The sequence below is a fragment of the Nocardioides luteus genome, from assembly GCF_015752315.1.
Taxonomy (GTDB): domain Bacteria; phylum Actinomycetota; class Actinomycetes; order Propionibacteriales; family Nocardioidaceae; genus Nocardioides.
In genome coordinates this window covers 1,907,114-1,920,689 of the sequence record NZ_JADOVJ010000001.1, presented here as the reverse complement: position 1 = coordinate 1,920,689, position 13,576 = coordinate 1,907,114, and the positions used below count along the sequence as shown (strand labels likewise).

The window sequence follows — 13,576 nt, the reverse complement described above, 5'->3', positions numbered from 1 at the left end:
ATGAGATCGGGATGGTTGCCGATCAAATCACACAACCTGTTACATGCCTGAAACATTTGCGACACTCCTGTGCAACCGTCCCTTCGTAGTTTGCGTGGCACGGTCAGGTCCATGAGGACCTGGCCTCGATCGCGAGAGACCTATCTGGCTCTTCCCGCCCGGGTGAGCCAAGGAGGATTGATGTTCAGCACTGACGACGAGCTCTTGAAGTTCATCTCTGACGAGGGGGTCGAGTTCGTCGACATCCGTTTCGTCGACCTTCCCGGCGTTCAGCAGCACTTCACGGTGCCGGTGTCGTCGTTCAACCTGGAGCCGATGGCCTTCGACGGTTCGTCGATCCGCGGCTTCCAGGCGATCAACGAGTCCGACATGGCGCTGTACCCGGACGTCACGACTGCCTACATCGACCCGTTCCGCACCGCGAAGACCCTCGCGCTGATGTACTTCGTGCACGACCCGATCACCGGCGAGGCCTACTCGCGCGACCCGCGCAACATCGCGCGCAAGGCGCTGGCGTACCTCGCCTCGACCGGCATCGGTGACACCGCCTTCTTCGCCCCCGAGGCGGAGTTCTTCATCTTCGACAAGGTCGCCTACAACACCTCCGAGGGCGAGTCGTTCTACAAGATCGACTCGGTCGAGGCCTGGTGGAACTCGGGCGCCGACAAGAACCCCGACGGCTCGGACAACCTGGGCTACAAGACCCGTTACAAGGGCGGCTACTTCCCGGTCTCCCCCACCGACCACTTCGCCGACCTGCGCGACGTCATGGTCAAGAACCTCGAGGCCTCCGGCCTGCTCGTCGAGCGCGCCCACCACGAGGTCGGCACCGCCGGCCAGGCCGAGATCAACTACAAGTTCGACACCCTGCTCAAGGCTGCCGACGATGTCATGAAGTTCAAGTACATCGTCAAGAACACCGCCTGGCAGGCCGGCAAGACCGTCACCTTCATGCCGAAGCCCGTCTTCGGCGACAACGGCTCGGGCATGCACGTCCACCAGTCGATCTGGAACGCGGGCGAGCCGCTGTTCTACGACGAGACCGGCTACGGCGGCCTCTCCGACATGGCCCGCTGGTACATCGGCGGCATCCTGAAGCACGCCCCGTCGGTCCTGGCGTTCACCAACCCGACCGTGAACTCCTACCACCGCCTGGTGCCGGGCTTCGAGGCTCCGATCTCGCTGGTCTACTCCTCGCGCAACCGCTCCGCCGCGGTCCGCATCCCGATCACCGGCACCAACCCGAAGGCCAAGCGCGTCGAGACCCGGTTCCCGGACCCGTCCTCGAACCCGTACCTCGCCTTCTCGGCCCTGCTCCTCGCCGGCATCGACGGTATCCAGAACAAGATCGAGCCGCCCGCGCCGATCGACAAGGACATCTACGAGCTTCCGCCGGACGAGATGGCCGAGATCAACCAGGTGCCGACCTCCCTCGGTGCCGTCCTGTCGGCGCTGGAGACCGACCACGACTTCCTCACCGTGGGCGACGTCTTCACCCCCGACCTGATCGAGACCTGGATCGACTACAAGACCAACGACGAGATCCTCCCGATCCAGCTCCGCCCGCACCCGCACGAGTTCGAGCTCTACTACGACATCTAGAATTCGTTCTAGGTTGCAAGTGGTCCCTGACCTGCAGGTTTGCAGGTTCAGGGGCCACTTTCGTTTGGTTGTTAGGGCCGAGATTCCGCAGGGATTCCGCAGGAGAACCGTCAGAGCTCAGATCGACCTCCCCGGCGGATCCTGCGAATGCGGCGAGGGTCGGTCAATATGAGTCGCGGGACGCAGGGCGTAAACCTTCGCCACCGCAGCCCGGGAGGTGTCGTCGCGGTCGGGCCAGAGGTGACCGTACGTGTCGAGGGTCGTCTTGGCCGACGCGTGCCGGAGCCGTGCCTGCACGATCTTGACGTCGACCCCGGAAGCGATGAGCAGCGAAGCGAAGTAGTGGCGCAGGTCGTGGAAGCGGAAGTCCTCCGGCAAGCCACGGACCTGCCTGCGCGCGGCGCGCATCGCCCGCTCGATGGTCCACGGGCTCGCCGGGTTTCCCCACTCGTCGGTCAGGATGCTGCGCCCACGAGCGCTCTTCACCGCGGTCGCCAGCTCCCGCACCATCTGGGTCGGGATCGGGATGGCGGTCTGGCTCGTCTCCGACTTGAGCGGCTCGTCAGGCCACTGGATTGCCGGGTTGATCACCGCGGTCTTGAAGTCCACGTCACCCGGCCGAAGCGCGGCGGCTTCAGCCAGCCGCAAACCGGCATGAGCACCGAGCAGGATGGCGGGCCGAACGCCGATCGGCACCAGCTCGTACAGACGCCAGATCTGCTGGGTGGTGGCGACGTACGGCCGCTGTCGGCCCATGCCCGGCGACGTACGCCGCGAGCACGGGGTCCGGACCACGAGTCCGTCGTGGACGGCGTCAGTGAACAGCTGTGAGAGCCGGGAGTGGAGCGCGTAGACGTAAGACGTGGAGTATCCCTCGGCCTTGAGGACAGCCGTCCAGGCACGTACATCGGAGGGGCGAACCGCGCTGAGCGGGACCGCGGCGAAGGTCTCCTTGATCAGATTGAGGTGCGTCTTGGCCTGGGTCACGGTGGACTTGCGTCTGGTGCCATAGCCCTGGAGCCACTTGTCGGCCCACTCACCGACGGTGAGCTTGGCGTCCTTGGGCGCGACGTGGTCGCCACGGATGACCGAGGCCATCTGCTGGTCGAGCCATGTCTGGGCGTCGACCTTGCGTGCGAAGTGACGGGTGCGTTCCTCACCGGCGGGGTCGACGTAACGGGCACGCCAGCGGGTGACCGTGCCGGCAATCGCGGACGGGACCTCGATCGTGTTGCCCTGCTCGTCCTTGACACGCTTGCGCCAGCGGTCCTCGACGCCGCCCCGCTGGGAACGATAGTTCGAGCCGTTCATGCCGCACCCGGCCCGTCGTGTCGGCTGCCCGGCCAGCCATTTCGGCGCTGCTGGCGGATGTAGGCGCGGACGTCGCCGACGGTGGTAACCAGACGGCGTCCGATCTTGAAGAAGCGCGGGCCGGAACCGAGCTGGCGCCACCAGCGCAGCGTGTTGACCGGAACCCTGAGGATCTCGGCGGTCTCGATCAGGGTAAGAAGCTCCTCGGAGTCGCGCTCCGGGAACGGAATGTGAGTCGTAGTCACGATGTCTCCTACCTGTAGTTGGATGCGGATCGCCCTGACCGGCATCAGCCGTCAGCGGCGAGCCATGTGCAGGAGGTAGGTGTGCAGGGGTCCCCAGCGGACCCCAGTTTTAGATCCGATCGAAGGTGCAGGTCCGATCGGATATCCTGATGCGATCGAGGGAACCAGACTTCTTCAGGCGGCCCGACGAGTCGCTGGCCTCACCCAGACCGAGCTCGCCGAGCGGGCAGGCACGTCCCAGGCCACGCTGTCGGCGTACGAACGAGGGGCGAAGTCTCCGGCTCTCAAGGTCGCCGAGCGGATCCTTCACGCCACCGGCCTCGAGCTCTCACTCCGCGCGCATGTCGACTTCACCCAATGCGCGATGCCCGGTGTCGAAGCGTTCTGGGTCCCGAACATGCTGTGGAACGTGGGACCGCCCACCTGTTTCGTGATCCTGCACGTGCCCGACATGGTCAACCACACCAGCCAGACCGACTGGGACCTGAGCGACCGCACCGACCGCGCCCGGGCGTACGAGATCCTGATCCGCTGGGGACTCCCGCATTCGATGCTCCGATGGCTCGACGGCGCTCTGCTCGTCGACCTCTGGGACGAGCTCGACCTGCCTGACGAGATCCGGGTGAGCTGGACGCCGGCGATCGTCCGCGCCACTCCCACCAAGACCGTCGATATCTTCGACCTCGGCTTCACTCGCGGTCTCGGTCCCGACGGCACCGAGACCGCTCAGATCCGTGGATACGAGCCGCTGCCTCCAACGGCCTCGCCGACCGAGTCCCCGACAGAGCCACCATCACACGTCAAACGCCGGGTCGATCCCGTCAATGGCCACCCCTGGGGCTGACACGCAGACCTCGATGATGTAGCGACATACGCCGGCGCCGCCCGGACCCACATCTCATGCAACAGGAGCACACTATTCTTGGAAAGTATCACTCAGGAAGATACAATCCAAGCATGAAGGGTTCCGAGGCTGGAGTGGAGCTTGTTGAGGGGACCGCCTCCCAGTGGGGCATGGTCACCTCTGGGCAAGCCCGGGCGCTTGGAGTCACGCGGCTCGAGATGTCTCGCCTCGCAGCCGCCGGTCACCTCGTACGGCTGGCCCATGGTGTCTACCGGAATGCTGGCGCGCCGAGCGACGAGTTCGAGGACCTGCGCGCCGCGTGGCTGAGCACCGAGCCTGCGCGATTCGCAAGCGATCGCCTCAGGGACGGTGCCGCCGGAGTGACCGTCTCCGGCGCCTCGGCTGCTCGCCTCCACGGGCTGGGTGACATCCCTGCTGACCGGCACGAGTTCACCACCAGACAGCGCCGACAGACCCAACGGGCCGAGATCCACTACCGCCAACGATCCCTGACGGAAAATGAGGTCGCCATCGCCCAAGGACTGCCGGTGACCACAGTCGAGCGGACGGTCGCGGACCTCGTCGAGGCGCGGACCGATCTCAGCCTGGTCGCCGATGTCCTTCGGGACGCCGTCAACAAGGCGGCGCTCGACACCACGGTGCTAGCCGACATGCTCGCGCCGCTGGCAGCCCGCAACGGCATCCGCAGCGGTGACGGCAACGGCCTCGTCGAACGCCTTCTGACGAGCGCCGGACTGGATCCCGACTCACTCGCTCGCCGGCTCGCAAAGTCCCCGACGTACGCGACCCTGGCAGAGGTCGCGAGGAAGGTCGAGAACGTTGGCTGACCCCAAGCCGTACGCCGCATCCGCCGGCGTCGAAGCAGCAATCAAGGACGCTGCGCGTGCAGCCTCGGCTGCCGATCCTTCGTTGACCATCAACGAGCGGATTCGGATCGAACACTTCCGTCGCTTCCTCAGCCGGGTCTTCTCCGAAGGAGAGGAGTCCGAATGGATCCTCAAGGGTGGAACCGGGATGCTCGCTCGCGTGCCGTCCACCCGCTCGACGCTGGACATCGATCTCTACCGTGAGGGCTTCACCCTCGACCAGGCTCTCGACGACCTTCGCCGACTCGCCAGCGTCGACCTGGGTGACCACTTCCGCTTCGTCTACACCGGCCATCAGGCCTCGATCGGCGGCGAGGAGCAGCCCTACACCGATGGCTACCGCGTCTCCTTCGACGTCTACATCGGAGCTCAGAAGAAGACGCAGGTCAACATCGACCTCGCTGTCGGGGTGGGTGTCACTGCACCCGTCACCTCCGCGACCCCCGCCAGCGGGCTCGCGCTGCCGCGGCTGACCAGCCATCCCTATCGGCTCTATCCGGTCGTCGACCAGATCGCCGACAAGGTCTGCGCCACGATGGCCGACTACCACGGCCGACCGTCCAGTCGGGAGAAGGACCTCGTCGATCTCGTCGTCCTCGCGACCACCCAAGACGTCTCCGGCAGCGCCTTGCAGACCGCCATCGCCCACGAGACACGACTGCGCCAGATGGAACCGATCAACAGGTTCGTCGTCCCGAGCAGCTGGGGACCTGCCTATGCCAAGATGGCCAAGAACGTGCCCTACTGCGCCGACTACCGGACCGTTGACCACGCGATCGGACTGGTCGGGGCGTTCGTCGATCCAGCGTTGACCGGCTCGGTGTCGGAGTCCACGTGGCACGCAGGCACCCGCGCTTGGACTCACGCCGACTGAGCCTCACGTGCGGCACTGCAGCTGCTCAGAAGCCGATGCTCGGCCCAGGTGACGGCGTTGACGACGTAGGCCTGTCGAGCCCTAGCACGTCTGCAGCTCGTCGGCCGCGGTCCTGCCGAACGATATGGCGCCCGGCCCTTCGCCTCGGACCAACGGATCCGTAGCGCTCGATGTCCTCAGCGGCACGCTGAGCAGCGTGCGCAGGTCCGAGGTCGGCGCGGTCACGGTCGAAGACCTCGACCCATTGACGCCGGGCGTCCTCGATAGAGTCGGCGACGAGGTGGGCGACGTTGCGATCGCGGCCGCGGGTCATCCCGACGTATGCCGAGGAAGCGGTGGTGTGGGTGCCGACCGCGACGTGGGCGACCGAGACGGTCTCGCCCTGGACGCCATAGGCCGTGGTCGCGTACGCGAGGTCGAGATGCTCTCGGGCGTAGTCCCACGACACCCGGCGACGCCCGGCCCCACCATGGAGGACGACGCCGTCGCGGTCAGCTTGGCGTACGGTCCAGGTCTCTCGATTGGCAACATCGGCATCGGGATCGTTGCGGCGGGTCGCGACCCGGTCACCGACCTCGATCCGCTCCCCCGACCTGGTCATGAACCGGCCACTCGGGTCAAGCACAGCGATACGTTCTCGGTGGGCCAGGCCATTGATCCTGGCGACCTGGTCGCGGGTGTCAGCCACGACCGCGACCTCTTCGTCCCCTGCGGTGGCTGCGATGTCAGCGAGCGCGGCGATCTGTTCGACCTCGGAGGCGTGCACGACGATCTCACCGCGGGCCATCAACCGGTCGAAGACCGCTTCAGACCGCTTCCCTGCCCGCATAGCCAGGCTGATCCTGGCGTACTCGGGGTCGGCGAAACGCCGCACCCCATCCAAGTCGACATGACCACCGGCGTAGCGGCAGGCAAGATCGAGTACGCCACCCCGACCCACCGCAGGCAACTGATGCCGGTCCCCGACCAACGCCAGACGAGCCCCGGTGAGGTCGGCGATCTTGACCAGTGCGACCGCACTGTCCTGGTCGAGCATCCCAGCCTCATCGACCACCAGCAGGTCCCCACGCTGCAACCGGGCAGCCCGGTGCGGGGAGGACTCGACCCGCTCCCAGTGCCCATGGTCGTCCCACCGGAACCCATACTGCCGCAGCAGCCAGGCCACCGAATACGCCGAGGTGCCGACCTGACCGGCAGCGACCTTGGCGCCCTTCAGGGTCGGTGAGACCACCACCATCTCCCGCCCCTGCAACCGCTGGATCCTCCGGGCGGCCGCAAGCGCGGCCGTCTTCCCTGCCCCAGCAGCACCCTCGATCACCACCAACTGCTCACTACCCGCCAGGTGCTCAACCGCGGCGATCTGATCCCGGCCAAGTCCGGCGATCGCGCGCCGAGCCTGTCGAAGATCCACACGCCGTCCAGGCTCATCGGCTCTACCGGCGAAGCGCCGCACCAGGTGCCGCTCGACCGCGACCACCCGAGGCGACGTCAAGGAACGTACGTCGACCGGGACGTCCTCACGTCCGACCAACGGCACCGAGCCGGCAACGATCCGAGCAGTCAGATCCTCGGCCAACTCGGCGCGGACACTGGCGTCGACGACGAGCCCGCTCTCCACGATCAGCTGCTCGGCCTCACCACGAGCATCGGCCCGACTCCACGCCGACCGACGAGCACCCAACCGGCACAGCCCCTCCGCCGCCAGCGCGTCACGGTCGAGCATCCCCGGCCACGGCCTCAACAGTTCGACCCGGTGACGCGGCGGCCGGAAACCGAGCTCCGCCAGCTCGTTGCACCAGTGCTCCTCCAACGCTGCCCCCGAGGTAGGGACCACTTTGTCCGGCCGCTCATCGGCCCACGCCCGACGATCCCAGACCTGCCGCAGCCGCGGACCCGGCTCTTCCCCTGGATGCTCACCCCGCCACTGGGTCTCGTACCGATCCATGTTGTGCCCGATCTGCTTCGACCGCGCCGAGAACGCCTCCCCGTACGCCTCCAGCTCGACGATCTCCCCAGAGACCGGATCCACGTGATAGCCGTGCGCGACCAGTGCAGACCGGAACCCCGGGTCGGTCATCACCGCCGCATGCCCGATCCCATTGATCGCCGCGATGCTCTCCCGAAACCCGACCGTATGCAGACCCCGCCATCTGCCCTGCGCCCACACCCGAGCGTTGACCTGGAGATGCAGATGCCAGTGCGGATCACCAGCCCGCGACGTACGATGCGCCACCACCGCAGCCTCCAGCTCCTCCACCGGCACCTGCACCTGCCGCCCCAAGGGTCCCACCCGTGTCGTCGCATTCTCACCGACCCAAGACAGGATCTGCTCCGCCGCCCGACGCTGAGCCACGTCGTAGGCCACCGACACATCCGGGTGCGCTGCCGCAGCCAGCGACCACGACTTCGGCCCGTTCACCGCGACCTCGACGAACTTCACCCCCTCCTTGCGCAGCCGCCCCTTCGCCTCCCCCGTCGTGACGTCGAAGCCGCCAACCCAGCGCTCATACATCTCCGCATCCATCGCCGACGCCTTCGCGACCCTGCGACCGGAGACCACGTAGCGATCGGCCACTCCGGAGCCCTCCCCCAGGTAGTAGTCATCAGCACCGAAGCTGTCCGCCTCGACATACCGGCGCGCGTCCACCGCACGCCCGGTGTAGAACTTCACCCCGCCATGCACACCTTCTCAGCCCTCCGTCAACAACCATCGATGACCACATACCAGCAGGTCAAACCTGGGTTTTCCACTGACCTTCATAGCATGCGTGCCGACCGGTTTGGAGGGGTTTCCTTCTTCTCCGCGGGACGAGTTCAGAGTCCGTCACGGCCCGTCGAGAACCGTGGAACTCGAGCGCATCACAGGTCCAACGCTGGGTATCGCGAGCAAGCAAGTCGTAGTGCGGCCATCGGACTACGAGGAACCAGCCGCCGGTCGGCGAGCGGCCCGTGTCAGCCAGCGATGGAAAGTGGCTACCGATGCACTTGGGAGCGGGCACCGTGGGCGAAGCCGACCGCAACCGCATGCCGAGGGAGCCTGGCGTACTGCTGGTCGCGGGTGACCGGATCAGCGGCAAGCGCGTCGCGGCCGAGCGCTAGTCCGTTGCGGTGGAAGACCGCGTCGCCGACGAGCAGCACGTTGCTGCGCTCATGGTGCAGGACGACGTGTGCTGGGCTGTGCCCAGGCGTGTGGATGACTCGTAAGCTGCCGACCAGGTCTCCGTCGGCCACGGTCCGCGTGGCCGGGACGGGCTGCCAGTGCAGCAGCGGCACGGAGTCGATCGCTCGCCCGAGAACGCTTGAGCGGCCAGAGCGCGGGACCCTTCCGGACGTGAGCCACGAAGCGTCCAGCCGATGGATGAGAACCTCAGCGCCGGACCGCGTCGTGGCCTCGGCAAGTCCGCGGACATGGTCGGGATGGGCGTGAGTGACCACGATGCGCCGGACGTCGGTCCACGATCTGCGGTTCTCCGCGAGGGCCGCTCCGATGACAGCAGGCGCGCTCTTCCAGCCGACGTCCACCAGCGTGTAGCCGTCCTCCTCCTCGACGAGGAAGCAGTTGTCGCCATCGCCGCGGGTGGGGTCCGGAGGATGCCGGGCGCCAGCGCCCTCACGCGCCGCTGCCTTGGCCGGCCGCTGCCACGGATGGCGAGCGCAGGAGCTCGGCGAGCCCGGGATCGACGTAGCCCTGTTCCGCGAGGCGTGGCAGGATGCCGCCGCTGGCCACGATCTCGAGGACGAGGTCGGGAAGCACCGGCACCGTGCCGGCCCGGCCCGTCGTGTCGTTGCGCCACTCCCCCGTACGCAGGTCCAGGGTGGCCTGGTCACCGTCGGTGAAGCTGCTGGTCGCGCCGGGGACGGTCATCGCGGGCAGTCCGGCGTTGACCGCGTTGCGGAAGAACAGTGAGTTGAACTCCTCTGCGATGAGGGCGGACACGCCGAGCTGGTTGAACAGCGCGGCCACCGGTCGTGAGGATCCGAGGCCGAAGTTCCTCCCGGCGACCACGATGTCTCCCGCCTCCACCTGGGCGGTCCAGTCGGGACGTACGTTGTAGAACACCATCTTTGCGGCCTCGGGCAGGTCCAGCTTCATGGCATCGGGCGGATACATGTCGTCGGTGGTGAGGCCGTCGCCGAAGACCCAGACTCGTCCATTGACGGACAGTGATGCCATCAGACGATCTCCTCGCGTGCGTCGATGATGTGGCCGGCGACCGCCGATGCGGCGACGGTCGCTGGGGACGCCATGTAGATCTCCGCCTCGGGGGATCCCATGCGCCCGGTGAAGTTGCGCGTGGAGGAGGTCACGCAGACCTCGCCCGGACCGAGCACACCCATGTGGTAGCCGAAGCATGCGCCGCAGGTGGCGTTGGTGACGACGCCGCCCGCCTCCGCGATGACCTCGAGGAAACCCAGGCGCATCGCGTCGCGGTAGACCTGCTGGCTCGCAGGCGTGACGATGAGCCGTACGCCCGGGGCGACCTGCTTGCCGCGCAGCACCTCGGCCGCGATGCGCAGGTCGTCCAACTGGCCGTTGGCGCACGAGCCGATGAAGGCTTGGTCGATCTTGCGTGGCTCGAGGTCGGTGACGGGGATCCCGTTGCGGGACACTGTGCCGGGGCGGGCGACATAAGGCACGAGCGCGGACAGGTCGATCGGTCGCGTCTCGATGTAGGCGGCGTCCAGGTCGGCATAGGTGGGCTCGAAGTCGTCGACACCGAGCACTCCGAAGTGCGCCTCGAGCACGTCGTCGTACTCGAACGTGGAGAAGTCGGCGGAGATCTCCGCTCCCTGGGTGGCGATGGTGCGGCGGTCGTGCAGCGGGATCGAGGCCAGTCCCGGGCCGCCGTACTCGAGGTTCCTGTTCGTCGCATCGCCGTACTCGTTGGCGATGTGGAGGAAGACGTCTTTGCCACTCACTCCGGCCGGCAGCGAACCGGTGAACTCGTAGCGGATCGTAGGCGAGGCCTGGAACCAGGTGCGGCCCGTGCACAGGATGGAGTACACCTCGGCCGGCCCCAGCCCGCGGGCGGCCGTGTTGTAGGCCCCGCCCGCGCAGGTGTGGCTGTCGGTGCAGGCCAGGATCTCGCCCGGGCGGGCGAGCCCGTTCTCGGCGATGACCTGATGACAGATCCCGTGGCGGCCGACGTCGTAGAAGTGCCTGATACCGAAGTCGGCAGCGAACCTGCGGGCGTGCGGACCTCCCGACGCGTCCTTGATCGTAGGTGCGGGGACGGCGTGGTCCATCACGATCGCCACCTTGTCGGGGTCGGCGATCTTCAGCGGTTGCAGCCACATGGTGGCGAACTGCAGGTCGATGAGGACCGTCATGTCGACGTCCACGGTGACGGTGTCGCCGGCCGACACCTGCGGCACGCCGGCCTTGCGGGCCAGGATCCGCTCGATCATCGTCATCCCCATCTCAAGCCCTCGCCTCGGTCGTGGCCGCGGGGCGGTACTTCTCGCCTATCGCGAACCACTCCTGCATGCCGACCAGGTTGAAGAAGTCCTCGGGCTTGGTGAGCAGGAACTCGTCGACCGGCGTCCCGCGCAGCTGACACAGCGCGGACAGGGCACCGAGGGCCGAGTGCGCGAGGACCGCGGAGGGGTGGATCGCGACCGCGAAGCCCAGCTTCTGAAGGCGCTCGGCGGACTGCTCGGGGGTGAGCCCTCCGATGACGAGGTTGAGCAGCAACGGTGCCTTCACCTCGGCTGCGATCTGCTCGATCTCCTCCGCGCTCTGCGGGGCCTCGACGAAGAGCAGATCAGCGCCGTCGGCGGCGTAGGCGTTGGCACGGGCGATCGCTTCGTCGAGGCCGAGCGGGCCGCGGGCATCGGTACGGGCGATGAGCAGCATGTCGTCGTCGGCCCGCGCCTCCAGGGCCGCGCCGAGCGTACGGCGGAAGTCGTCGGTCGAGACGAGCTCCTTGTCCGGAAGATGACCGCACCTCTTCGGGAAGGCCTGGTCCTCGAGCTGGATCGCGGCGACGCCGGCGTCCTCGTACTCCCGGACGGTGCGTACGACGTTGATCGGGGCGCCGTAGCCGGTGTCCGCGTCGGCGAGTAGCGGTACGTCGCCGAGTGCGCGCACCGCCACCCGAATCCGCTCGACCATCTCGGTCTGGGTGACCAGACCGATGTCAGGTAGGCCGAGGCCGGCGACCGCGACGCCGGCCCCGGTCAGGTAGGCGGCGGCATGGCCGGTGCGCTTCACCAGGTGGGCGCTGATGCCGTCGTAGACACCGGGAGCGACGATCAGCTCGCCACTGTCGAGGAGGTCGCGCAGCCGTGCGCGGGCAGGGGTGGTGGTCATCGTGGTGAGACTCCTTCGGGCGATGGGTGCTCTGGTTGCGAGGCTGTTCGGTGACTCAGTCGAGCGCTCGGCCGACGGGCTGAGCGAGAAGCTCGACCAGCGTCGTGATGTCCTCGGCATCGGCGAGACCGAGAACTGCCTCCTCGATGGCTCGGGCGCGTTCGGACGGAATGACACGGTCGACCAGGGCGTGGAACTTGGCGACGATCTCGGCATTGGTGACGGGGTCACTCGGGTTGCCGTGCGGTGCCATCACCGACTCGGTCTCGGTGCTGCCGTCGGTCAGGGTGACGGTGAGGTGGGTCTGGAAGCGCTCGATGCCCGGCAGCTCGTCGATGCCGGGGTCGTGGTCGACGCTCGTTCGGTCGAGCAGGGCCCAGACGTCGTCGGCGTCGAGGCGTTCTGCGGTGAACTGCTCAGGCAGCGCGGTGCCGTCGAGCAGGGTGACCGCGGTGGCGTAGCCGACGTTCATCTGGGCGCCGATGGCGGTCAGCGGCCGCTCCGGCTTCCACCAGCCGTGGTGGTAGACGACGTCGCCGACGCGGATCTCGATCCGCTCGACGTCGCGTCCCGCCAGTCGCGGACGAAGCGCTTGGGCCGCCTGGACGGAGCCGTGCAGTCCGCCCATCACCGCCCACGACTTCACCATGATCACGGTGGTCTCCCACTGTTCGCCGAGGCCGTCGACGACGGCGTCAGGTGCGGTCGTGTGGCCCTCCCCGAAGACGGCCAGGTAGCCGCCGTAGTCGCGTTCGAGGACCTGGTCGATCCCGGTGTAGCCGGCAGCCGCGAGGCCAGCGGCGTAGAAGCCGTTCCTGGCGGCGAACCCGTGCTGCATCCGCTTCCCCATGGCCTCGTACTGGGCCGACATCAGCCCTGAGGCCTGGGTCGCCGCGAAGCCGACCGCGTCCTCGAGCCGAGCGGCGTCGAGCCGGCGGAGCCGCCCGGCCGCCATCGCGGCCGCGATGCCGCCGAAGACGGCCCCCGAGTGCCAGCCTCGGGAGAGCATCTCGGTGCCACCCAGCCCGAGGCCCACCCTGGGACCGACCTCGAAGCCAGCCACCGCCGCGGTGAGCAGGTCGCGCCCGCTCGCTCCGCCGGTCTGGGCGGCCGTGGACAGCAGGGCCGGCAGGAGCAACGAGACGCTGTGCAACGGGGCGAGGGGGTGGAAGTCGTCGAGCTCGAAGCCCTGGATGAAGCTGCTGTTGAGGAGCACAGCCCCCACAGCAGTGGTGCGTTGCCCCGTGCCGATCACCGGGACCTCGCCGGCGCCCTCGAGCCCGAGGACGGCCTCCGTGCCGACCCGCGACCACGGCAACTGCGCGCCCACCAGTGCGCACGCGACGCCGTCGAGCAGAAGATGAGTGGCTCGGGTGCGTACGGTCTCCGGGATGGCGTCCCAGGTCAGACTCTCCACCCAGGAGACCAGACGGCCCGTGATGCCGTCGGGATTGCTGGCTCTCGTCATGCGCCCATTGAGCCGTTCGGCGGTTCGGCAGC

General features: G+C 67.5%; 12 protein-coding genes and 1 pseudogene. 5 read left to right on the top strand and 8 right to left on the bottom strand.

Annotated features, from left to right (window positions below):
• Window positions 1-180 precede the first annotated feature (180 nt).
• Window positions 181-1,602, top strand: coding sequence for a type I glutamate--ammonia ligase (gene glnA, locus HD557_RS09195; protein WP_008357364.1), 1,422 nt, complete (start codon window positions 181-183; stop codon window positions 1,600-1,602).
• A 117-nt stretch (window positions 1,603-1,719) separates the two neighbouring features.
• On the opposite strand, the gene HD557_RS09190 is transcribed toward glnA, so the two are convergent.
• On the bottom strand, window positions 1,720-2,913 hold the full coding sequence (locus tag HD557_RS09190) for a tyrosine-type recombinase/integrase (RefSeq protein WP_196873676.1): 1,194 nt from the start codon (window positions 2,911-2,913) through the stop codon (window positions 1,720-1,722).
• On the bottom strand, window positions 2,910-3,158 hold the full coding sequence (locus HD557_RS09185; protein ID WP_307785570.1) for a helix-turn-helix transcriptional regulator: 249 nt from the start codon (window positions 3,156-3,158) through the stop codon (window positions 2,910-2,912). The genes HD557_RS09190 and HD557_RS09185 overlap by 4 nt, the downstream gene beginning before the upstream one ends.
• Window positions 3,159-3,237: 79 nt before the next feature.
• Here HD557_RS09185 and HD557_RS28940 point away from each other — a divergent pair.
• From HD557_RS28940 to HD557_RS09170, 4 genes and pseudogenes are all read left to right on the top strand, one after another.
• Window positions 3,238-3,489 (top strand): annotated as a pseudogene (locus tag HD557_RS28940) (helix-turn-helix domain-containing protein); the annotation flags it as partial.
• A 33-nt stretch (window positions 3,490-3,522) separates the two neighbouring features.
• Window positions 3,523-4,002, top strand: a complete 480-nt coding sequence (locus HD557_RS28135; RefSeq protein WP_231381683.1) for a hypothetical protein — start codon at window positions 3,523-3,525, stop codon at window positions 4,000-4,002.
• 113 nt (window positions 4,003-4,115) lie between these two features.
• Window positions 4,116-4,850 carry a type IV toxin-antitoxin system AbiEi family antitoxin domain-containing protein gene (locus HD557_RS09175; protein ID WP_196873673.1) on the top strand — a complete coding sequence of 245 codons (735 nt, stop codon included), beginning with the start codon at window positions 4,116-4,118 and terminating at the stop codon, window positions 4,848-4,850.
• Window positions 4,843-5,763 (top strand): nucleotidyl transferase AbiEii/AbiGii toxin family protein, encoded by a 921-nt coding sequence (locus tag HD557_RS09170; RefSeq protein WP_196873672.1) that lies wholly within the window; start codon window positions 4,843-4,845, stop codon window positions 5,761-5,763. Before HD557_RS09175 ends, HD557_RS09170 begins: the two co-directional genes overlap by 8 nt.
• 25 nt (window positions 5,764-5,788) lie before the next feature.
• On the opposite strand, the gene mobF is transcribed toward HD557_RS09170, so the two are convergent.
• From mobF to HD557_RS09140, 6 genes are all read right to left on the bottom strand, one after another.
• On the bottom strand, window positions 5,789-8,434 hold the full coding sequence (gene mobF, locus HD557_RS09165; RefSeq protein WP_307785569.1) for a MobF family relaxase: 2,646 nt from the start codon (window positions 8,432-8,434) through the stop codon (window positions 5,789-5,791).
• 302 nt (window positions 8,435-8,736) lie between these two features.
• Complete coding sequence (locus HD557_RS28130; RefSeq protein WP_307785740.1) at window positions 8,737-9,441, bottom strand: MBL fold metallo-hydrolase; 705 nt, start codon at window positions 9,439-9,441, stop codon at window positions 8,737-8,739.
• Complete coding sequence (locus HD557_RS09155) at window positions 9,374-9,937, bottom strand: LeuD/DmdB family oxidoreductase small subunit (protein WP_196873670.1); 564 nt, start codon at window positions 9,935-9,937, stop codon at window positions 9,374-9,376. Before HD557_RS09155 ends, HD557_RS28130 begins: the two co-directional genes overlap by 68 nt.
• Entirely contained in the window at window positions 9,937-11,184 is a 1,248-nt protein-coding gene (locus tag HD557_RS09150; protein WP_196873669.1) for a 3-isopropylmalate dehydratase large subunit, read from the bottom strand. The genes HD557_RS09155 and HD557_RS09150 overlap by 1 nt, the downstream gene beginning before the upstream one ends.
• Window position 11,185: 1 nt before the next feature.
• A complete protein-coding gene (locus tag HD557_RS09145) occupies window positions 11,186-12,076 on the bottom strand; it encodes an isocitrate lyase/PEP mutase family protein (RefSeq protein ID WP_196873668.1) in 891 nt (296 codons plus the stop codon).
• Between the two features lie 55 nt (window positions 12,077-12,131).
• Window positions 12,132-13,544, bottom strand: a complete 1,413-nt coding sequence (locus HD557_RS09140; protein WP_196873667.1) for an MmgE/PrpD family protein — start codon at window positions 13,542-13,544, stop codon at window positions 12,132-12,134.
• Window positions 13,545-13,576 lie beyond the last annotated feature (32 nt).

Bases quoted from the DNA above. Each gene is read 5' to 3' on its own strand.
- glnA (WP_008357364.1), top strand. From the start codon at position 181: ATGTTCAGCACTGACGACGAGCTCTTGAAGTTCATCTCTGACGAGGGG.
- HD557_RS09190 (WP_196873676.1), bottom strand. From the start codon at position 2,913: ATGAACGGCTCGAACTATCGTTCCCAGCGGGGCGGCGTCGAGGACCGC.
- HD557_RS28135 (WP_231381683.1), top strand. From the start codon at position 3,523: ATGCCCGGTGTCGAAGCGTTCTGGGTCCCGAACATGCTGTGGAACGTG.
- HD557_RS09175 (WP_196873673.1), top strand. From the start codon at position 4,116: ATGAAGGGTTCCGAGGCTGGAGTGGAGCTTGTTGAGGGGACCGCCTCC.
- HD557_RS09155 (WP_196873670.1), bottom strand. From the start codon at position 9,937: ATGGCATCACTGTCCGTCAATGGACGAGTCTGGGTCTTCGGCGACGGC.
- HD557_RS09150 (WP_196873669.1), bottom strand. From the start codon at position 11,184: ATGGGGATGACGATGATCGAGCGGATCCTGGCCCGCAAGGCCGGCGTG.
- HD557_RS09145 (WP_196873668.1), bottom strand. From the start codon at position 12,076: ATGACCACCACCCCTGCCCGCGCACGGCTGCGCGACCTCCTCGACAGT.
- HD557_RS09140 (WP_196873667.1), bottom strand. From the start codon at position 13,544: ATGACGAGAGCCAGCAATCCCGACGGCATCACGGGCCGTCTGGTCTCC.